Below are 19,941 nucleotides of genomic sequence, written 5' to 3'. Positions count from 1 at the left end.
ACCAGCGGTCACACTCAAGCTCCTCAAGGGAGCGGTCACGGTCCACGAGTCGAGTCACCGACCGATCGTCCCATGGCAGATCTCAAACGCGGTCTCAGAGCTATGTCAACGCGCAACGAAGCCATGCAAGGTGGTTCGAGGTCTTTGGTCGCTGAGGTCAGTCATCCAGGATCGGCACATTGAGGCGTAGCTTGCTGTCTCGGTGCGCTCGACCTGTTGCGATGAGAAGTCTGGAGTGGATCGCGAAGGACGGTCTTTGTATCTGGATTGGATAGGTCGAAATCCTCACAGGGCTGGAATGCCAGTTGATGCCCTGGTCGACCTCGTGGCCGCTTACGCACTTTCGATGGCTGAAGGATGCGCAACATAGCACCGGATCGCCGGTTAGCCTAACCGGCGATCCCGGGGACCATTGCTGTTTGTACGCATGGGTCATGCCTGGCAGCGAAGTCGATGGACACGACCTGCCGGGAGCACATGATGCTTCCTTGCGGCCTTAACTTGTGTAGCCCTTCCTGGGCCCAACCGAATGGAAGAAATGGCTCGTCCCCCTGCGCTGAAACTTGCTGAGGTCCTGGCGGAGATCCGCATGAGTCCCTCGGCGTTCTACCGTCTGCGTGGCCGCAATCAGGCTCCACGGATGATCAAACTGCCGAATGGCGAACTCCGTTGCAGTCGAGCTGATCTGGATGCCTGGTGGGAGGCGTGCGAGAGGGATTCTGACAGTTGGCGATGAGTTACAACGTCCGCTTCTGGGACATACGGGAGCGCCCCGACCGGCGCAAGCCGTTCATGGTCCGGTGGACAGTCGACGGGCGCGAGAAGTCGGAATCATTCATGACCGCCGGGCTTGCCGAGAGCAGGCGAGCGAGGCTCGTCACCGCGGCACGCGACGGCGAGCCGTTCGACTTGCAGACCGGCTTGCCGGCGTCCGAGCTGCGGGCCATCAAGCAGCGAACAACGTGGTACGACCTCGTCCACGAATACCTCGATCAGCGATGGGATCGCACACCTGGCAACACTCGCCGCACACTGGCCGACGCGTTCGCCACCATCACACCTGCCCTCGTACTGCCGGGTGCCGCCTATTCGGAGCCACGAGTGCTGCGACGCGCCTTGTACTCATGGGCGTTTAACAAGCACGCCTGGGCCGAGGAGCCGAAGGAGGACTGGTGCAGGGCCCTGGACTGGATGAAACGGAACTCCCTGCCTGTCAGTGCCCTCACGGAAGCCGACGTGCTGCGGCGGGCGCTGGACGCCTTGTGTCGCAAGCTTGACGGCAAGAAGGCCGCGGCCAAGACGGCGCGACGCAAGCGGGCCGCGTTCAGTGAAGTGCTCAACACGGCCGTGGAGAAAGGTTACTTCGCAGAGAATCCTCTCGGTGGTCTTCGGTGGAACGCTCCGGCGGTCAATGAAGAGGTCGACCCGGCTGCTGTGCCCAATCCGGCCCAGGTCGCCCGGTTGCTTGCCGCAGTTGCCCGGCGGCGCGGGCGTGGTCCTCATCTGGAGGCGTTCTTCGGTTGTATGTACCACGCGGCGATGCGTCCGGCGGAGGTCATTCACCTCCGGTTCGAGCAGTGTGATCTACCCGAGACCGGGTGGGGCATGCTCAACCTGTCGGGTGGTGTCGTCACCGCGGGCAAGGACTGGACGGATGACGGCGCGGTGCATGAGGTGCACTCGCTCAAGCGCCGCGCGCCTACAGCCACCAGGCCCGTCCCCATCCCGCCGCAGTTCGTTCGTGTCCTCCGTGCCCACATCGACTGCTTCGGTGTGGCAGCGGACGGCCGGTTGTTCCGGAATCAGGCCGGTAACTACGTGGATCCTTCGGCCTATGGCATGACGTGGGCGCGGGCCCGGGAGGACGCGCTCACGCACGTGGAGCTCGGCTCCGGACTGGCCAAGCGGCCCTACGGTCTCCGGCACGCGGGCATCTCGTTCTGGTTGTACTCCGGTGTCGACCCGGCCGAGTGCGCTCGACGCGCGGGCCAGAGCATCGAGATTCTCTTCCGTCACTACGCCAAGTTCTTGGACGGCGTGCGGGAGCAGGCCAACCGTCTCATCGAGCAGTCCATGGAGGAGTGGGACCGCTTGAGCCGGGGCGAGGCTACGAGGTGAGCCGGAGTTTTGGTCCGTGACTGGTCCGGAACAGCTGGTCAGGAACGGGATACCGGTGGGACGAACCGGTAGTTCCGGTGTAAACGCGACCTCTGGCGGGACGGGATGAGCACGAGGCGCCCGACCAGTGAAACGCCAGGTCAGGCGCCTATTCTCTTGCCCCTAGAAGAAGCCGAGCTTCTTCGGCGAGTAGCTGACCAGCAAGTTCTTCGTCTGCTGGTAGTGCTCCAGCATCATGCGGTGGTTCTCGCGTCCGATGCCCGACTGCTTGTAGCCGCCGAAGGCCGCGTGGGCCGGGTACGCGTGGTAGCAGTTCGTCCAGACGCGGCCCGCCTGGATCGCCCGGCCCGCGCGGTAGGCCGTGTTCGTGTCGCGGGTCCACACGCCGGCGCCGAGACCGTACAGGGTGTCGTTCGCCGTGCGGATCGCGTCGTCGAAGTCCGTGAACGAGGTCACCGCCACCACCGGGCCGAAGATCTCCTCCTGGAAGACCCGCATCCGGTTGTCACCCTCGAAGATCGTCGGCTGGACGTAGAAACCACCGGCCAACTCACCGTCATGCTCGATTACCTGACCACCAGTCAGGATCTTCGCGCCCTCCTTCTGTCCGATCTCCAGGTACGACACGATCTTCCGCAGCTGCTCCGCCGACGCCTGGGCGCCGATCATCGTCGCGGTGTCCAGGGGGTGTCCCGGCACGATGAGTTCGGTACGGACGATCGCCGCCTCCATGAACTCGCCGTACTGTCCCCGCTGGACGAGCGCGCGCGAGGGACAGGTGCAGACCTCGCCCTGGTTCAGGGCGAACATCGTGAAGCCTTCCAGCGCCTTGTCCCGGAAGTCGTCGTCCGCCGCCCATACATCGTCGAAGAAGATGTTCGGCGACTTGCCGCCCAGCTCCAGTGTCACCGGCTTCAGGTTCTCGGCGGCGTACCCCATGATCAGCCGACCGGTCGCCGTCTCGCCCGTGAACGCGACCTTGGCGACCCTGGGGGAGGACGCGAGCGGCTTGCCCGCCTCCTCGCCGAAGCCGTTGACGATGTTCAGGACGCCCGGCGGCAGCAGATCGGCGACCAGGCCCAGCCAGAAGTGCACCGACGCAGGGGTCTGTTCGGCGGGCTTGAGGACCACGGCGTTTCCCGCCGCCAGCGCCGGAGCGAGCTTCCAGACCGCCATCAGGATCGGGAAGTTCCAGGGGATGATCTGCGCGACCACGCCCAGCGGCTCGTGGAAGTGGTACGCCACGGTGTCGTCGTCGAGCTCGCTGAGCGTGCCCTCCTGCGCCCGCAGCACCCCCGCGAAATAGCGGAAGTGGTCGATCGCCAGCGGAATGTCGGCGGCGAGCGTCTCCCGGACGGGCTTGCCGTTGTCCCAGGTCTCCGCGACGGCCAGCGCCTCCAGGTTGGCCTCCATGCGGTCCGCGATCCGCAGCAGCACCGAGGCACGCTCCGCCGGGGCCGTACGCCCCCACGCGGGGGCCGCCGCGTGTGCCGCGTCCAGGGCGAGCTCCACGTCCTCGGCGGTGCCGCGCGCGATCTCCGTGAAGGGGCGGCCGTCGACCGGGCTCGGGTTCTCGAAGTAGCCGCCACGTGCCGGGGCGACGTACGCGCCGCCGATCCAGTGGTCGTAGCGGGCCTCGTACGACATGAGGGCGCCCTCGGTGCCGGGAGCGGCGTAACGGGTCATGAACATGGCCTCCCTGGGTGGCGCCGGCCGTCCCTGGCCCGCGCTCACCGGCGAGTGTGCGGTCCCGGACGTTGCAAGAGGGTTGCGCCTGAGGTGAGTTCGGCCTCGAGGGAGTCGAGCCGGGCCCGCACGGGGGCGAGCCGGTCCGCCGGTACGGCCGCGCAGAGCGCCCGCCAGACCACCACGTCGTCCTCGCCCCACGCGCTGTACGCCCAGTCGGCGAGCAGCCCCGGATCGCCCCGGCCCACCAGTGCCGCCCGCACGCGGCCCGCGAGGCGTTCCCGGAGCCGTACCACCGCGGGGGCGCGGGAGCCGGGCAGCAGCGGACCCGCGTACCCTCCGGCCGCCGCCGCCACGGCCCCCGAGGCCAGCCGCCGGTCCACCGCCGCGAAGTCGGCGTCCACCACGCCCACCAGCCGGTACGGACGCGAGCGCAGCACCTCCGGCCCCAGGACGGAACGCAGCCGGGACAGCTCCGCCCGAAGGGTCACCGGGGTCACCGACTCGTCCTCGTAGAGCAGCGTGAGGAGTTCCTCGCCGCCCACCCCCTCCGCGCGGTGCGCGAGCACCACCACGATCTCGCTGTGCCGTCGGCTCAGCCGCGTCCGGCGCCCGTCGACCGACAGCACGGCCTCGTCCCGGCCGAGGGCCGTCAGACGCAGCCGCCCCGGCTCGGGGGCGGGCCCCGCGAGGGCCAGGTGTGATTCCGCCGCCCGCGCCACCGCCTGGACGAAGCCCAGACTGTGCGGATGCGCGAGCCCACTGCCGCCCGTGATGTCGACCGCGCCGAGCACCCGTCCGCTGTGCGGATCGTGCACCGGGGCGGCGGCGCAGGTCCACGCGCGCACCGGATGCCGGAAGTGCTCGGCGGCGACCACCTGCACGGGCCGGTCCACGGCGAGCGCGGTGCCGGGCGCGTTCGTTCCCGCCGCCGCCTCCGACCAGCGGGCCCCGGCGACGAAGTTCATCCGCCGCGCCCGGCGCAGCGCGGAGGGATGCCCCTCGACCCACAGCATCCGCCCGGCCGCGTCGCAGACCGCCACCAGGTGCTCCCCGTCCGCCGCGTACGCGCCCATCAGCTCACGGACCACCGGCATCGCGGCGGCCAGCGGATGCGCGTCCCGGTGCGCGGCCAGCTCGTCCCCGTCCAGTTCGATCCGCGCGGCCCCGTCCTGGCTCACGCGCGCGCGTGCCGAGCGCCGCCACGAGGCGGCGACCAGGGGGCGCAGCCGCTGGGCACCCGTTCCACCGGTCCCGGTGACGAGCCGGAGGCTCTCGGAGTCCGGGGGTGTGCCGTCGGGTCCGAGGGGCGGGTGGCTTCCGGGGCCCGGATTCCCCGGGTCCGGGCCTCTGGCGCCCGGCCCCCGCCCTGTCCCCGTGTCCGTCCGCCCTGCCATCCGCGTACCGCCCAACTCGGCCTCCTCGTCGAGGTCGTCCCGGCCCGTCGCGCTCATCGTCGTGCGGGCGCGAGCCGCCGACAAGCTCCTCGACGGCCAGGCGGTGGGCGGGTGTCCGGGACTCGCCCCTGCTGAGGGTGCGATGTGACGGGTGTGCCGGAGGGGGCTCTTCCGGGAGTCGGCCGGAAGTCGGTCGGGCGCCGGTCGGGCGGCGCCCAGATGCCAGTCGGTGGCCGACCGGGAGCGCCCCGGGAGTGCCCCGGCCGCCCGTGCCCGGACTCGACCGGGACTTGTTCGTGAGTCGGCCGGAAGAGCACGGACCACGCCGGGACGGTCCCCTGCCTGTGAGCCTCCGCCTTGCCGTCCTTCCGTCGTCGCCCGCGCGGAATCCCCGCCGGGCCGAAGGCCGTTCGGCTTGTACGGGACATACGGCAACGGGGCGTACGGCATACGGGGTGTACGGCTCCGCCCGGCTCGTGCGCGAGTCGGCCCACCGAGGCCGACGTGCGCCTGCGCGGCGGGACTCGCGGGGGCGGCACCCCGTACGTGAGCGCCCGCCCAGGGACGACCCCACCCGCCCTCCGGTCGACGCTCTTGTGCGTTCTTCGTCTGATTCACCACCGCCCCCGGCCGCCCTCCGTCATGCTCACGTACAGTGGGGCCGGGCCGTGACTGGCGCTTGAGGTGGATCACCACCGGGGAGCGGCCCGGCGGGACCGCGCCCGGTGCGGCGCCCGTCCTCATGCCGTGCGCCTGGGCGAAGCACCGGTCAGCCACGACGCCCAGGAGTTGCCATGTCCACCAGCACCGCCGCCCTCATGGACGGTACGGCCCTCGCTCGCCGCACGGTCGAGGAGACCGCAGCCCGCGCCTCCGAGATCACCCGCCGCACCGGCGTCACCCCCTGTCTCGCGACGGTCCTCGTCGGCGCGGACCCGGCCTCCGTGACGTACGTGAAGATGAAGCAGAACCGGTGCGCCAAGGCCGGAATCCGCTCCCGGCACGTCGAACTTCCCGCCGCCACCACGACGGAGGAGCTGGTCGCCGCGATCAGCGCGCTCTCCGCCGACCCCGAGGTCCACGGCATCCTGCTCCAGCACCCCGTCGGCCCGCACATCGACGAGCGCGCAGCCTTCGAGGCGATCGCCCCGGAGAAGGACGTCGACGGTGTGACCATGGCGTCCTTCGCGGCCATGGGCTTCGGCCTGCCGGGCTTCGTCTCCTGCACGCCGGGCGGCATCATGCGCCTCCTCGACGCGTACGACGTCGACCCGCGCGGCAAGCGGGCCGTCGTGGTCGGCCGCAGCGCGATCCTGGGCAAGCCCGCCGGACTGCTCCTGCTCGGCCGGGACGCCACCGTCACCTACTGCCACTCCCGTACCGAGGACCTCTCGTCCGTGGTCCGGGAGGCCGACATCCTCGTGGCCGCCGTCGGCCGGCCCCGCTTCATCAAGGGCGCCGACATCAAGCCCGGTGCCGTCGTCGTGGACGCCGGGTACAACCCGGGCAACATCGGCGACGTCGACTTCGCCTCGGCCTCCGAGCGGGCCTCGCTGATCACCCCGGTCCCCGGCGGTGTCGGCCCGATGACCATCGCCGTGCTCCTCGCCCAGACGGTCGAGGGCGCGGAGCGTCAGTTGGGGCTGCAGGCCGGGTGAGGGAAGGGCGGGCGCAGGGGAGGCGGTGGGCCGGGGTACGGTCGGCGATCGTCACGGTTCTGTACGCGCGCGGCGCGGTGGTCGAGAGAGCCGAAAAGCAGTGGCCGCGAGGCCGCCGACGGGCGAACCTGGACGGTGTGTCCCACCCGTCTACCGCCACTCCGCCGACCGCCACCCCGTCACCGGACCACGAGCCGACCGCGTCCGGGACGCCCGATCCGGGAGAACCGCCCGTGTCGGGTGGGCCGCTGGTGCGGGGTGGATCGTTCGAATCGCCCGAGTCCGTACCTCCGCACGAGCGCGGTCCAGACCGCCCGGACGTGCCCGTACGCCCGCGTGAGCCCGTACCCGTACCGCCGCACGAGCGTCGGTCCGTCCGGCCGGGCGATCCCGTGTTCGTACCCCCGCACGAGTCCGTGGCCGATTCGACGGCTGCCCTCGGGACCGTCCCCGGGTCCGCAGCCGTCCACATGACCGCTCCCGTATCCGCAGCCGTCCCTGGCGCCGCCCCCGCGTCCGGGGAGGACTCCGAGTGGTCCGCCCGGCTCACCCGGTTCGGCAAGCCCTGGCCCGGTCCGGCCGCCCGGCGCGCCCACCGGTTCGGCGTGCCGGTCGTACCGATGCTGGTGGCCGGTCTCGTGGCGGCGGCCCTCCTGACCGTCAGGGGAGAGGCCGGGCAGGAGACACGGCTCGAAGGGCGACCGGGGGACCCGTCCGCCGTCTCCGACGAGGGCCGGAGCACCGGGTCGCCGTACGGAGAGCCGGGGACACTCGGCGGAACGCGGTCGGACGACGCCACGCCCCTGGCCGACACGCCGGCATCCGGGACGTCGCTGCTCGACACGCCCGACACACCCACCGCCGGAACGCCTTCGTCCGCGAGGTCCGCACCGGGCACCCCGGGGGACGGCGGACCATCGGGAACCTCCACCCCCACCGGCCGGACCACGACCCCGAAGCCCTCCCGCACCGGGGTCGGCACCCCGGCGCGCCGCCCGACGTCGGCCGCGCCGCCGACCGGCGACCGGCCCGGCGGCGCGCCCGTCTCCTTCGAGCACCTGCGCGTCGGGGACTGTTTCGACATCGACCGCGCCACGCCGGGCACCGCGCTGCGGCGCGCCTGCGACAGGCCGCACCACGCCGAACTCGTCGCCCGGCCCCGCCTGACCGGCCGCTACGCCACCGACCAGGCGATCCGGGAAGCGGCCACCCAGCTGTGCCGCGCACCCCTGAGCCGCAAGGCCGCACGACAGCCGCTCGGCACCCGCTGGACGACCTTCGTCCAGTACCCGTACCGCACCAGCCACCTCCTCGGCTCGGTGCACGCGGCGTGCAGCCTGGCAGCCCCCTCGGGCGACCGGTTCAGCCACCGGCTCCGGTAGCGGCCCCCGCCGCGAAGGCGGTCGCCAGGGCCGTCGCCGGATCACGGTCCGCCGGACCCGCCGGGGACCAGCGCGCACCGGACTTGGCGTACGGCCACCAGCGGCCGTCCTCGCCGAGCCGCACCTGCGCGTCGGTTCCCACCGCCGTCCACCGCGCGCCCCCGGCCCGTCGCAGCGACGGCCGGTCGTCGTCCTCCCAGGACTCCGCGAGCCGTTCCCCGGCCCGCGCCAGTGCCCCGGCGTCCGGCGTCCACTCCTCCTCCAGTACGGCGAGACCGGCGGCGGCGCCGAACCGCCACGCGCGCGTGGCCAGGTCCAGTTCCGCCCGGGACCGGCCCGAACCGGTGGCGAGCCGTGCCGTGATCCACGGCACGGGGGAGTCCGCCGCGAGCCGCACCGCGTCCTGCGAGACCGTCAGCGAGGGCTGGACGCGCACCGCGCCCGAGCCGTCCCGGGGGGACGCCGTCCCCGCCCCGAGCGCCTCGGCCAGCAGCCGGAGCGCGCGGGCCGCCGCGTCCGCGGCCAGGAACTCCAGGGCCGAGGGGTCCACCCCCGGCTCCGGGTCGGTCTCGGTGTCGAGCGACGGCGGTCCTCCCGGCACGTCCGGGACGACCGGAGGCGCGGGCAGCGGCGGCAGGAGGAACCCGTCCGCGTACGCCTCCTCCGCCGACACGCCCGGCATCCCGCCGAAACCCACGGCGCGGTCCGCACCCGGCGTGTCGTCACCGGGGCCGCCGCGTGCCGCACGCGAGGCGCTGCGGGCCTGGAGCTCGTCCACCAGGGCGCGTTCGCCGCGTCCGCGCAGGAGCAGCAGGACGAAGGGGTCCTCGTCGAGCAGCCGCGCCACCTGGTAGCAGAGGGCCGAGGTGTGCGGGCAGTGGTCCCAGGCCTCGCAGCCGCACTCGGGGTCGAGGTCGCCGATCCCCGGCAGCAGGTCGAGCCCCGCCGCCGCCGCGTCCTCCACGAGGTGCGGCGGCATCTCCCGGTCGAGGAGCGCCGCGATGTGTCCCGCGCTGTCCACGGCGAGGTCCAGGAACCGGTCCCACTCCTCGTCCGTGAACTCCCGCACCAGGACGTCGCTGCGGTGCGCCGTGCCGTCGCGGTCCTTGACCACGGCCGTGATCCGGCCGGGCCGCACCGACACGGCGCCCACCGCCCCCGCCCGCGCGTTCCGGCGGCCCGCCTTGAGCTGCTGGCCGTCCAGCGCGGTGTCCTCAAGGGCCTGGAGCCACGCCCGGCCCCACCAGGTCCGGGTGAAGCCGCCGCCGCGCGCGGCCGGCAGCGCCGCGAAGGTGCGTTCCTCGTCCCCGTGTGCGTATCCGGTCATCGTCCGTCCCCCCGCAGTCGTACGAGCTCCGCCAGTTCGGCGTCGGTCAGTTCGGTCAGCTCCGACGGCGCGTCGCCGCCCGTGCCGAGGACGGAGTCGGCCAGTTCCCGCTTCCGGTCGAGCATCGCCGCGATCCGGTCCTCGATCGTGCCCTCGGCGATCAGCCGGTGCACCTGGACCGGCCGGTCCTGGCCGATGCGGTACGCGCGGTCGGTGGCCTGGGCCTCGACGGCCGGGTTCCACCAGCGGTCGTAGTGCACCACGTGCTCCGCGCGGGTGAGGTTGAGTCCGGTGCCCGCCGCCTTGAGGGAGAGCAGGAAGACCGGCACCTCCCCGTCCTGGAAGCGGGCCACCATGGCCTCCCGTTCGGCCACCGGGGTCCCGCCGTGCAGGAACTGGGTCCGCACGCCCCGGGCAGCCAGATGGGTCTCCAGCAGTCGGGCCATGCCGACGTACTGGGTGAAGACGAGCGTGGCGGCGCCCTCGGCGAGGATCGTGTCGAGGAGTTCGTCGAGCAGTTCCAGCTTGCCCGAGCGTCCCGCGATCCGGGGACGATCCTCCTTGAGGTACTGCGCGGGGTGGTTGCAGATCTGCTTGAGGCCGGTCAGCAGTTTCACGACGAGCCCCCGCCGTGCCATGCCGTCGGCCTCGGAGATGGCCGCGAGCGTCTCGCGCACGACCGCCTCGTACAACCCGGCCTGTTCCGGTGTCAGGGAGACGGCCCGGTCGGTCTCCGTCTTCGGCGGCAGTTCCGGCGCGATGCCGGGGTCCGACTTGCGGCGGCGGAGCAGGAACGGGCGGACGAGCGCGGCGAGCCGTTCGGCCGCCGCCGGGTCCCTGCCGCCCTCCACGGCGGCGGCGAACCGGGTCCGGAAGGCCCCCAGACCGCCGAGCAGCCCCGGGGTGGTCCAGTCGAGGATCGCCCACAGCTCGGAGAGGTTGTTCTCCACCGGGGTCCCGGAGAGCGCCACGCGCGCGCGTGCCCCGATGGTCCGCAGCTGCCGGGCCGTCGCCGAGTACGGGTTCTTGACGTGCTGGGCCTCGTCCGCGACGACGAGTCCCCAGGTCCGTCCGGCGAGCCGCGCCGCGTCGAGCCGCATGGTGCCGTACGTGGTGAGCACGAATCCGTCGCCGGGGAGGTAGTCGAGGCCCCGGGCGGCGCCGTGGAAGCGCCGTACCGGAGTGCCCGGCGCGAACTTCTCGATCTCCCGCTGCCAGTTGCCCATGAGGGAGGTCGGGCAGACGACGAGCGTGGGGCCCGCGGTGTCCGGCTCGGACTGCCGGTGCAGATGCAGGGCGATCAGGGTGATGGTCTTGCCGAGTCCCATGTCGTCGGCGAGACAGCCTCCGAGACCGAGGGAGGTCATCCGGTGCAGCCAGTCGAGCCCGCGCAGCTGGTAGTCGCGCAGGGTCGCGGCGAGCGCGGCGGGCTGGGCGACCTCGGTCCTGGTGCCCTCCGGCGCGGCGATCCGTTCCCGCAGCCGTTCGAGCCACCCGGTCGCCGCCACCGGGACCGGGCGCCCGTCGATCTCGGCGGTGCCGGTGAGGACGGCCGAGAGGGCGTCCACCGGGGTGACCTTGCGGTCCTGCTGGGCACGGGCCCTGCGTACCTCCGCCGGATCGACGAGCACCCAGCGGTCGCGCAGGCGCACCAGAGGCCGCCCGGCCTCGGCGAGACGGTCCAGCTCGGCGCGGGTCAGCTCCTGGTCGCCCACGGCGAAACGCCAGTGGAAGCCGAGCAGGGCGTCGGCCGAGAGGAAGGAGGGGAACGACGCCGAGGAGGCGGCCGAGGGGAAGCCACCCCCGGTGTCCCCGGTGCCTCCGGTGTCCCTGGTGTCTCCGGCGTTCCCGCGCGTGCCGGGCGTGTCGGTCGCGCCCGGCGTGTCGGAAGCGGGCCTCCCGGCGCCTTCCGGGACCGCTCCGGTCGGCTGTTCCCCGCCGTCCACCGGGCCGATGACCGCGCTCGCGGTCAGCCGGTCGGTGAGTTCGCGCGGCCAGTGCACCTGGACACCGGCCGCCGTCAGGGCCGGACCCGCCCGGCCCAGTAGTTCCGTGACCTCCTCGTCGGCGAGTTCGACGGTGTCGGGCACCGCCGCCGTCAGGAGCGGCGCGAGCGGCGGCCAGGCACGCGCGGCGCGCCGCAGCGAGAGCAGGGCGTCCATCCTGGCCCTGGGGCCGAAGGCGGTCGCGGTGCGCCCGGTGCCCGCCCACACCTCGGCCGCGTCCGCGACCAGCGTCGGGTCGGCGACGTCGTGCAGCTGCAGAACGGCCCGGAAGGCGGGCGCCTCGCTCGACCCGGCGGTGAACCCGGGGAGTTCGAGCCGCAGCGAGAGCCGCACACCGGCGTCGTGCACGGCCGCCACGTCGGCGGCCCACGCCCGGTGCTCGGGCACGGCGACCGGCGTGTCCGCCGCGAAGGCGGGCCCGCCCGCCGCGAGCGGAGCCGCCGGAGTGCGGGGCAGACAGTCCGCCACGGCGTCCACGAAGGCGCGCAGGAGCGCCTCCGGTGCGGGGAGGAGCAGAGCCCCGGCCCCGGACGCCCGTCCGTCCGTCGCCGCCAGCGGGACGGCGTGGGCCGTGGGAGGCATCGACGCGGCGAGCGTGCGCAGTTCCGCCAGTTCGCCGGGGCCGAGCGGCCCGGCCCGCCAGGCGTCGTGGTCGCCCGGGGTGAGGCCCGGCAGGAGTAGCCCACGGGCGACGAGCCCGAGGCCGAGCAGCGAGGCCGCACCCCAGAAGGCGGCGGCGGGCGAGGCACCCTCCGTGAACCGGGCCCGGGTGAGCAGCGGCAGGGCGTCCCGTACGGGAAGGGTGTACGCGGGAACGGTCACGGCCCGCAGCTCCGCACCGTCCACCACGGTGAGTTCGGCGGACCCGTGCGGGAGTTCCGGGAGCGGCTCGCCGTCCGTCGACCAGAACGCGATCCGGCCCGCGCGGGGCGGATCGGCGGGGAGGAAGACGGCGGCGTGGCGGGCGAGCATCCCGGTTGATTCACGAGTCGGTTTGAGAGTCGATTCGCGAGTCGGTTCGAGAGTCGATTCATGAGTCGGTTCACGAAGGGAGCCGGGGGCGGTTTCACGAGCGGGTTCGCGGGCCGAATCGTCAAGTCCGTACGACAGCGACAACACATTCCTCAAATTTGACTACCTGAATACTGAGCGGCCGAGGATACCTCGCCGAGCCGCTCCCGCATACAGCATGGGCATGTGATCAGGGACACAGGGGATCGGGGTGGGGGTCGCCCCACCCCGGCCCCCCGGTGCGCCCCCGGCGCGGGCCGGGTGGTGACGCCATGGCCCGGCCCGGCCGCTCCTCCGTACGTTCTCGGTGGGCACCCGACGGCCGATGCGCCACCGCACGACGGCCGCCCACCGCGCCCCAGCCGCCCCAGAGAACCCGGAGCCCCGCCATGTCCCAGGCAACCGTCCCGCCACCGGCCGTCGCCCCCTCCCCGGCGCCCGCCCGCACCCGGGGCGGCAGCGAGTTCACCCCGCTCCTGCGCGTGATCAGGGAACAGGGCCTCCTCCAGCACCGCCCCGGGTGGTACGCCCGTGGCATCGCCGTCAACCTGATCGGCATCGCCGCCGTGGTCGCCGGACTCGCCCTGACCGGACCCTCCTGGTGGGCCCTGCCGCTCGCCGCGCCCCTCGCCCTGCTCTCCGCCCGAATCGCCTTCGTGGCCCACGACGCCGGCCACGCCCAGATCACCGCGAACCGCAGGGCGGGGCGGATCATCCAGCTCGCGCACGCCAACCTCCTGCTGGGCATGAGCCGCGAGTGGTGGAACGACAAGCACAACCGCCACCACGCCCACCCCAACCACCTCGACAAGGACCCGGACGTCGCCGCCGACATCCTCGTCTTCGCCGAGCACCAGACCACCGGCCGGACCGGAACGCGCGGCTTCCTCACCCGCCACCAGGCCCTGCTCTTCTTCCCCCTGACGACCCTGGAGGGCATCGCGCTCAAGGTGTACGGAGTGCGGTCGCTGCTCGCACAGGACGGACCCTGCCGCACCCGGCGCGAGCGACTCGTCGAAGGCGGACTGCTCCTGGCCCACTTCCTGGGGTACGCCACCCTGCTGCTGACCCTCCTCACCCCGGCCCAGGCCCTCGTCTTCGCCCTCCTCCACCAGATGCTGTTCGGCGTCCACCTGGGCATGGCCTTCGCCCCCAACCACAAGGGCATGGACCGGCCCGACGAGCATCCCGACAGCGACGACTGGGGCCACCTGCGGCGCCAGGTGCTCACCTCGCGCAACATCCGGGGCGCCACGCTGACCGACTGGTTCCTCGGCGGACTCAACTACCAGGTCGAGCACCACCTCTTCCCGAGCATGCCCCGCCCGCACCTGCGCCTCGCCCAGCCGGCCGTCCGGGCCCACTGCGCGGCGCTCGGGGTCCCGTACACGGAGACCGGCTTCGTGGACTCATACCGTCAGGCCCTCGGCCATCTGCACGAGGTGGGCGCGCCCCTGCGTTCCGAGGGCACGGAGTAGGGTCGAAGGAGATCACGCACGATGTGATCATCGGATCGGTGGCCGCTGTGCCGGTGCACCGGCACGGGACGGCGGAGACCCCGCCGGACAGCGGAGAAGGGGAACTCCTCGCCATGAGCGACGCCACGGTCACCACGGTCAGCAGCAACGACACCTACGCGTTCACCAAGCCCAACCGGGAACGCATCACCCTCGTCGCCGGGCTCGGCGTGGAGGGCGACGTCCACGCGGGCGTGACCGTCAAGCACCGCTCCCGGGTCGCCCAGGACCCGACCCGGCCCAATCTGCGCCAGGTCCACCTCATCCACGCCGAACTGTTCGACGAGGTCGCCGAAGCGGGCTTCGAGGTTGCCCCGGGCGACCTCGGCGAGAATGTCACCACCCGGGGCATCGACCTCCTCGGCCTGCCCACCGGCACCCGCCTGCACCTCGGCGCCGAAGCCGTCGTCGAGGTCACGGGACTGCGCAACCCCTGCGCGCAGATCGACGGCTTCCGGCACGGACTCCTCAAGCGGGTCGTCGGCCGCGACGAGAACGGCGGGATCGTCCGCAAGGCCGGGATCATGGGCGTCGTCCTCACCGGCGGCGACATAAGGCCCGGCGACCCGATCCGCGTCGAACTGCCCGAGGGCCCGCACCGCCCGCTGGAGAAGGTCTGAGCCCGGACTCGGGACCCGCGCGGCCCGGCACCGGCCCCGGGCGGACGCCGGGTCAGTCCTCCAGGGAGCAGGAACCGACCGGATCACCGTGCGCGGGCTTTTCGATCGTCCGGTCGGCGGGCGGCCGGGTACCCCTCTCGACCCAGCGCGTCAGCGCGTCGAACGCCGAGCGGTAGCACGGCAGTATCGGCCGCAGCCGGTCCGGGAACGTGTCGTACAACCCGTCGGCGTGTGTGCCGCCCCGGACCGTGTAGTACCGGTGCAGCCCGCCCCGCCCCCGACCGTCGATCATCCGCGCGTACACGTCGGAGCCGGTGGTGATGGGCAGCAGGGTGTCCAGGTCTCCGTGCAGGGTGATCAGCGGCCTGCCGATCCGGCCCGTCAGCGCCACCTTCGCCACCGCCCGGTGGACGGCCGCCGGACGCGCCGCGTAGTCGTACGAGGCGTCCGACGCGCAGGGCGCGAGGATCTGCTCCGCGGTGCCACCGGCCGTCGCACCGGGACACGCCGGATCGTACGAGGGATCGAACTCGGCCCGGAAGATCTTCTGCGTCAGACCCCAGTAGACCTTCTCGTGGTACGGCCACAGGAACCGCGACCCCGGCGCGAATCCCGCCCCGATCAAATCCTCGTCGGTGGCCCGCCCCAGCGACCTGGCGACCGTCACGGGCAGACCGGTGAGGAGGTTCGGACCGTGTGACGTCCACAGCACGCCCTCCCAGTCCACCCCGCCGTCGTACAGCTCGGGCCGGTTCTCCAGCTGCCAGCGCGTCAGATAGCCGCCGTTGGAGATCCCCGTCATGTACGTCCGCGCGGGCGTCCGGCCGTACCGCTGCCCTACGGCCCGCTTCGCGGCCCGGGTCAGTTCGGTCACCCGGCGGTTCCACTCGGCCACCGCGTCACCCGGCTCCCGGCCGTCGGTGAAGAAGTCGGGTCCCGTGTTGCCCTTGTCGGTGGCGGCGTACGCGAAGCCCCGGGCGAGGACCTGGTCCGAGATCAGCGCGTCCGTGGAGTACTGGCGTCGGTTGCCCGGCGCGCCCGTGACGACCAGACCGCCGTTCCAGCGGTCGGGCAGCCGGATCACGAACTGCGCGTCGTGCGCCCAGCCGTGGGTGGCGTTGAGACGGGAGTCGTCGGGGAAGTACCCGTCGATCTGCACCCCCGGCACCCCCGAGGGGTTACGGGTCCCCCGCGCGGCCAGACCCGCCTGGTCCGCCATGTCGGTGTACGGGGTTCCGGCGAGACCCGCGGTCGTCAGGTCGTCCAGACAAGCGGACCGCTGGTGCTCGGCGCCGGGCACCCGGAGCCGTTCCTGCCGGGCACAGTGCCCGTCGGCCCGGTCCCACGCCCCGGCGGGACTCGCGGGGCCGAGGACGGTGACCCCGGTCAGGAACGCGACGAGCAGGGAGACGCCCGGAAACAGGCGCATGGTGGACCTCCGGTGGTACGGAAAGGGGCGCGGCGCCACATCGTGCGGCGTGCACCCACCACCGGGCCATGGGTTGAGCCCCCATGCCGGGGAGGGGGTTTGTGGGGTGCGATGACTCCTCTGAGCGAAGACGGACGGCAGACGGGGGACGGGGAGCACCGGGCTGGGACTGGGTGCTGGGAACTGAAAGTGGGAGCCGGGTTGGGGAGTCCGGCCCGGCCACCGGAAGCCACGACTGTGGGGTGGGGTGGGGTGGGGGAGCGGGAAGCCGGGGGGCGGGAGTCGACTGCGGGGAGGGGAACCAGGTCAGGGCGGCCCGTGGAGCCGGGACGGGGGCCCGGTCCGGAGGTCGGTGAGGCCGGGCCGGAACCCGGCTCCGGGAGGTCGTTTCAGGACGGGCGCAGCGCCATCGCGTCGAGTCGTGCGAGGAGCGAGGGCAGCCGGGCTCCCCGGGCCACCGGGAGCACCTGGCGGGGGAGTTCGTCGAGGAGGACGAACGCCATGTCGTCGGTCCGGGCCACCAGCGACCACCCCGGCCCGTCGGCCCGTAGCGTCCGCCCGCCTCCGGCGGCCCCCGCGTCGGACCGCACCCGGCCGACCGGGGGTGGGTCCTCCAGGTAGCCGCGGAGCTGGTCGAGCGCCCTGCGGACCCCGTCGTAGGGATCGGTGGCGGGGACGAGGGCGGAGCCCTGGGTGACGGGACCGGACCCGGTCGCGGCGGAGTCCGACGGTCCGGACCGGGCTCCGGGAGGCGTGCGCGAGAAGTCGGGGCGGGCCCCGTCGAGTGCCCCGGGACCGGCAGCGGCCGGGGCGGTGGCCCCGGCATCGCCGCCGTCGGCGGGCACGGGCGGCCCGAGCGTTCCGTCGTCGGCGACCTGCGCCCGCCAGGCCGACCACTGGCGCGCCACCTCGTCGGCCCCCGTACGGCGCTGCGCCGGACCCCACTCGTCGTCGCGCGGTGGCGTCAGCGGGGGCGGATCACCCTCCTCCGGTGCCGGGTCGTGCGGCGCGGGCACGCCCGGCGCGCGGGTCGCCACGGGGAGCGGCCAGCCCGGCAGTCCGGCGACGACCGAGTTCTCGTCGGGGGACAGGTCGTAGGCCATGCCGCAGTCCCAGGACGAGATGGCGACCGCGACCAGGGACACGTCGTCCACGACGACCGTCCACCGCGCCCCGAGCCCGTCCTGGCCGAACAGCAGCCCGTATCCGTCCGCGTACGGCGCGAGCCCCAGCACGGCACAGGCCGCCGCGTAGTCGTCGCCGAGCACGCTCGGGAAGCGCGCGGGCGTCAGGAGCGCCGCGGTGAGCACGAACAAGGCGTCCGCGTCACCCGCGGCCTCGACGGTCCGGTCCGTCCCCGTCACGGCGGCCTCCCCTCTGGTGGTCGGCGCACCTTAACCAGTCAGTAGGGAGAGCTGTCCATAGTCCGGCGCGGTGACCTGTGTCGCCGCTCCGGACCCTTGCCCCGCGCGGAGATCAGGTCTCACCGGCCGGTCGCCGGGCCGGTTCCTCGCGGAGACCGAGCAGCGAACGCGCCACCGCGCCCGGTGCCTCGTTCCGCTCCCGGGCCAGCGCGAGCACCGCCCGGCAGGCCAGTTCGTTGACGCCGAACGACAGCATTCCCGGAGAGACCCGCCCCGCCGCCTCCTCGGCCCGCGCCGGATCGTTCTCGGCACACGCGGCCACGTACTCCGCCGCCGCCTCGAACAGGTTGTGCCCCTGCCGGGGCCGTACGGGCGCGGGCGCCTCGGCCCGTGGTGCGCTCCGGGCGGACGGAAGGAGCCTGCGCAGTCCGTCGGGTATTCGTGCCACACCCCACCGCCTCTCCCGGGCACGACTGCCCGGCACCACCACCGTAGACAGTGAAGTGACCCGGCAGAAGGGCGCGTCGACGACAGACGCGGAAGAGCCGTTCCGTCAGCGGTAAGCGCTTGTGCCCTCATGGGTCGGCCCTGCGGCTGCCCGGGCTTCGGCGGGGTGTCCGTCCGCGGTGGCCGAAGGTTCCTCTCCACGGCCCCGCGCCGGCTCCCGTCGGAGATCATCCGCTCCAGCGCGGTCGTGCCCCGCGCCCGCCCTCGGACGGGTCGGCGCCCGCCGACTCGGCGCGCTGGGCCGTGCGCCCCGGCGCGCAGCGGGCGCACGGCGATGTCCCTCAGCCCTCGCGGACGGCCGTCGCCAGATAACGGGCGTCCTCGTCGACGTACCCCACGAGCCGCCAGCCCGCCTCGGCGAGCACGCGGCGGAGCCGGGGCTCCGCGCGCAGGTCGTCCGGGGAGATCTCGCGGCCGTGGCGCGCGGCGAGGGCGGCCCTGCCGATCGGGTGGAAGAGCACGAGGTGCCCTGCGGGCCGGACGGCACGGGCGAGCTCGCGCAGATCGGCGACGGGATCCGAGAGGTGGGAGACGAGCCCCGCCCCGAAGACCGCGTCCAGCGCGCCGTCCCGCACCGGAAGCCGCCCGACGTCCGCGCGCAGCAGGGCGGCGGAACCACCGGGTCCACCCCGTCCGGCCAGGACGGCCTGCTCCAGCATCTCGGGCGTGAGGTCGATGCCGAGGACGGTACCGGAGGGGCCGACGGCCGCCCGGAGCGGCGGGAGCGCCCGCCCGGTTCCACAGCCCGCGTCGAGCACCGCGTCCCCGGGGCGCAGACCGATCGACTCCACGGCGGCGGCGTACGCGGGGCCGTCGCCGGGGAACCGGGAGTCCCAGTGGGCGGCCCGGGAGCCGAAGAACTCTCGTACACGCGTGGGGTCATCGCTCATGGGCTCATGATCCCTCACCCCCAGGGAGGAACCCCCGGCGTTCATCCCGCCCGGAAGGATGAACGTTCTTCGTACACGTTCGAGCCCTGCCCGATCGTTACGGAACATCCTTCCGTCATATTCCAGCAGCTTTCGAAATGCGCCCCTGGTGCGCCCCCCGATGCGCCTAGCGTCCCTGACCCATGGGACACCTGGACCACGCCGCCCTCGGCTGGCTGACACCCGCACTCTCGTACGCCATGGCGTGCGTCGGCGCCGCCCTCGGCCTGCGCTGCACCGTACGGGCACGCGACACGACCGGCCGCTCGCGGCGGAACTGGCTGCTCACAGCGGCCTCCGCGATCGGAACCGGCATCTGGACGATGCACTTCGTGGCGATGCTCGGCTTCGGTGTGACCGGCACCGACATCCGCTACGACGTACCCCTCACCGTTCTCAGTCTCGTCGTCGCCATGGCGGTCGTCGGCGTCGGCGTGTTCGTCGTGGGACACGGGATGGACCGGCCGCGCTCGCTGTTGATCGGCGGACTCACCACCGGCGTCGGCGTGGCGAGCATGCACTACCTGGGCATGGCCGCCCTCCGGCTGCACGGCGAGATCCGGTTCGATCCGGTCCTCGTCGTGCTCTCCGTGGCCATCGCCGTCGTCGCCGCGACCGCCGCCCTCTGGGCGGCCCTCAACATCCACTCGCCCGCCGCCGTGGCCCTCGCCTCGCTCGTGATGGGCGCGGCCGTCAGCAGCATGCACTACACGGGCATGTTCGCCGTGCACGTCCAGGTGTCCCCCTCCGGCACCGGGCTCCCCGGGGCGACCGCCATGCAGTTCGTCTTCCCGCTCGCCGTCGGCCTCGGCTCCTACCTCTTCGTCACCGCGGCCTTCGTCGCCCTCTCCCCGACGGCCGAGGAACGGGCCGCCTACGCCTCCGCGGGACGCCTCACCGAACCCGACGAACGCGCCGTGGACGTCGCTCCTCCCGGCTTCCGTGCCCCGAGACCCGTCCGCGCGCCCACGCGCTGACCACGCCCGCAGG

General features: G+C 73.0%; 15 protein-coding genes and 1 riboswitch. Of the genes, 7 read left to right on the top strand and 8 right to left on the bottom strand.

Features of this window, described 5'->3' with window-relative positions; translation table 11 throughout:
* Positions 1-538 precede the first annotated feature (538 nt).
* Both ACIRQY_RS18770 and ACIRQY_RS18765 read left to right on the top strand, forming a co-directional pair.
* Positions 539-736, top strand: a complete 198-nt coding sequence (locus ACIRQY_RS18770; protein ID WP_403926931.1) for a helix-turn-helix transcriptional regulator — start codon at positions 539-541, stop codon at positions 734-736.
* Positions 733-2,118 carry a tyrosine-type recombinase/integrase gene (locus ACIRQY_RS18765; protein WP_403926928.1) on the top strand — a complete coding sequence of 462 codons (1,386 nt, stop codon included), beginning with the start codon at positions 733-735 and terminating at the stop codon, positions 2,116-2,118. The genes ACIRQY_RS18770 and ACIRQY_RS18765 overlap by 4 nt, the downstream gene beginning before the upstream one ends.
* Positions 2,119-2,280: 162 nt before the next feature.
* Here ACIRQY_RS18765 and ACIRQY_RS18760 read toward each other — a convergent pair whose 3' ends face one another.
* Positions 2,281-3,804 carry an aldehyde dehydrogenase family protein gene (locus ACIRQY_RS18760; RefSeq protein ID WP_403926925.1) on the bottom strand — a complete coding sequence of 508 codons (1,524 nt, stop codon included), beginning with the start codon at positions 3,802-3,804 and terminating at the stop codon, positions 2,281-2,283.
* Between the two features lie 44 nt (positions 3,805-3,848).
* Positions 3,849-5,258: a GAF domain-containing protein gene (locus ACIRQY_RS18755; RefSeq protein ID WP_403926953.1), complete on the bottom strand. Its 1,410-nt coding sequence runs from the start codon at positions 5,256-5,258 to the stop codon at positions 3,849-3,851.
* Positions 5,259-5,859: 601 nt separating this feature from the next.
* Positions 5,860-5,967, top strand: a riboswitch (ZMP/ZTP riboswitch).
* Positions 5,968-5,995: 28 nt separating this feature from the next.
* On the opposite strand from ACIRQY_RS18755, the gene ACIRQY_RS18750 reads away from it, so the two are divergent.
* Together ACIRQY_RS18750 and ACIRQY_RS18745 are read left to right on the top strand one after the other, a co-directional pair.
* Positions 5,996-6,859 (top strand): bifunctional 5,10-methylenetetrahydrofolate dehydrogenase/5,10-methenyltetrahydrofolate cyclohydrolase, encoded by an 864-nt coding sequence (locus tag ACIRQY_RS18750; RefSeq protein ID WP_403926923.1) that lies wholly within the window; start codon positions 5,996-5,998, stop codon positions 6,857-6,859.
* 470 nt (positions 6,860-7,329) lie between these two features.
* On the top strand, positions 7,330-8,241 hold the full coding sequence (locus ACIRQY_RS18745; RefSeq protein WP_403926920.1) for a hypothetical protein: 912 nt from the start codon (positions 7,330-7,332) through the stop codon (positions 8,239-8,241).
* Here ACIRQY_RS18745 and ACIRQY_RS18740 read toward each other — a convergent pair.
* Together ACIRQY_RS18740 and ACIRQY_RS18735 are read right to left on the bottom strand one after the other, a co-directional pair.
* Positions 8,222-9,568, bottom strand: coding sequence for an SWF or SNF family helicase (locus tag ACIRQY_RS18740; protein ID WP_403926917.1), 1,347 nt, complete (start codon positions 9,566-9,568; stop codon positions 8,222-8,224). The genes ACIRQY_RS18745 and ACIRQY_RS18740 overlap by 20 nt on opposite strands.
* Positions 9,565-12,546 (bottom strand): DEAD/DEAH box helicase, encoded by a 2,982-nt coding sequence (locus ACIRQY_RS18735; RefSeq protein ID WP_403926915.1) that lies wholly within the window; start codon positions 12,544-12,546, stop codon positions 9,565-9,567. Before ACIRQY_RS18735 ends, ACIRQY_RS18740 begins: the two co-directional genes overlap by 4 nt.
* 428 nt (positions 12,547-12,974) lie before the next feature.
* On the opposite strand from ACIRQY_RS18735, the gene ACIRQY_RS18730 reads away from it, so the two are divergent.
* Together ACIRQY_RS18730 and ACIRQY_RS18725 are read left to right on the top strand one after the other, a co-directional pair.
* Complete coding sequence (locus ACIRQY_RS18730) at positions 12,975-14,063, top strand: fatty acid desaturase family protein (protein ID WP_403926912.1); 1,089 nt, start codon at positions 12,975-12,977, stop codon at positions 14,061-14,063.
* 113 nt (positions 14,064-14,176) lie between these two features.
* Positions 14,177-14,722 (top strand): MOSC domain-containing protein, encoded by a 546-nt coding sequence (locus ACIRQY_RS18725; RefSeq protein WP_351788360.1) that lies wholly within the window; start codon positions 14,177-14,179, stop codon positions 14,720-14,722.
* Positions 14,723-14,774: 52 nt separating this feature from the next.
* On the opposite strand, the gene ACIRQY_RS18720 is transcribed toward ACIRQY_RS18725, so the two are convergent.
* From ACIRQY_RS18720 to ACIRQY_RS18705, 4 genes are all read right to left on the bottom strand, one after another.
* Positions 14,775-16,151 carry a tannase/feruloyl esterase family alpha/beta hydrolase gene (locus tag ACIRQY_RS18720; RefSeq protein ID WP_403926909.1) on the bottom strand — a complete coding sequence of 459 codons (1,377 nt, stop codon included), beginning with the start codon at positions 16,149-16,151 and terminating at the stop codon, positions 14,775-14,777.
* Positions 16,152-16,540: 389 nt separating this feature from the next.
* Positions 16,541-17,515, bottom strand: a complete 975-nt coding sequence (locus ACIRQY_RS18715) for a hypothetical protein (protein ID WP_403926906.1) — start codon at positions 17,513-17,515, stop codon at positions 16,541-16,543.
* Between the two features lie 112 nt (positions 17,516-17,627).
* Complete coding sequence (locus ACIRQY_RS18710; protein ID WP_403926903.1) at positions 17,628-17,963, bottom strand: hypothetical protein; 336 nt, start codon at positions 17,961-17,963, stop codon at positions 17,628-17,630.
* A gap of 340 nt (positions 17,964-18,303) precedes the next feature.
* On the bottom strand, positions 18,304-18,912 hold the full coding sequence (locus tag ACIRQY_RS18705; protein ID WP_403926900.1) for a class I SAM-dependent methyltransferase: 609 nt from the start codon (positions 18,910-18,912) through the stop codon (positions 18,304-18,306).
* A gap of 182 nt (positions 18,913-19,094) precedes the next feature.
* Between ACIRQY_RS18705 and ACIRQY_RS18700 the strand changes: the two genes are divergently transcribed.
* The gene (locus ACIRQY_RS18700) at positions 19,095-19,928 is read left to right on the top strand and encodes an MHYT domain-containing protein (protein ID WP_403926897.1); all 834 of its coding nucleotides are present in this window, start codon (positions 19,095-19,097) and stop codon (positions 19,926-19,928) included.
* Positions 19,929-19,941: the final 13 nt, after the last annotated feature.

The sequence above is a fragment of the Streptomyces sp. NPDC101490 genome (assembly GCF_044767145.1).
Lineage (GTDB): Bacteria > Actinomycetota > Actinomycetes > Streptomycetales > Streptomycetaceae > Streptomyces.
Note: the sequence above shows the minus strand (reverse complement) of the source record. Positions and strands in the feature narration are given on the sequence as shown.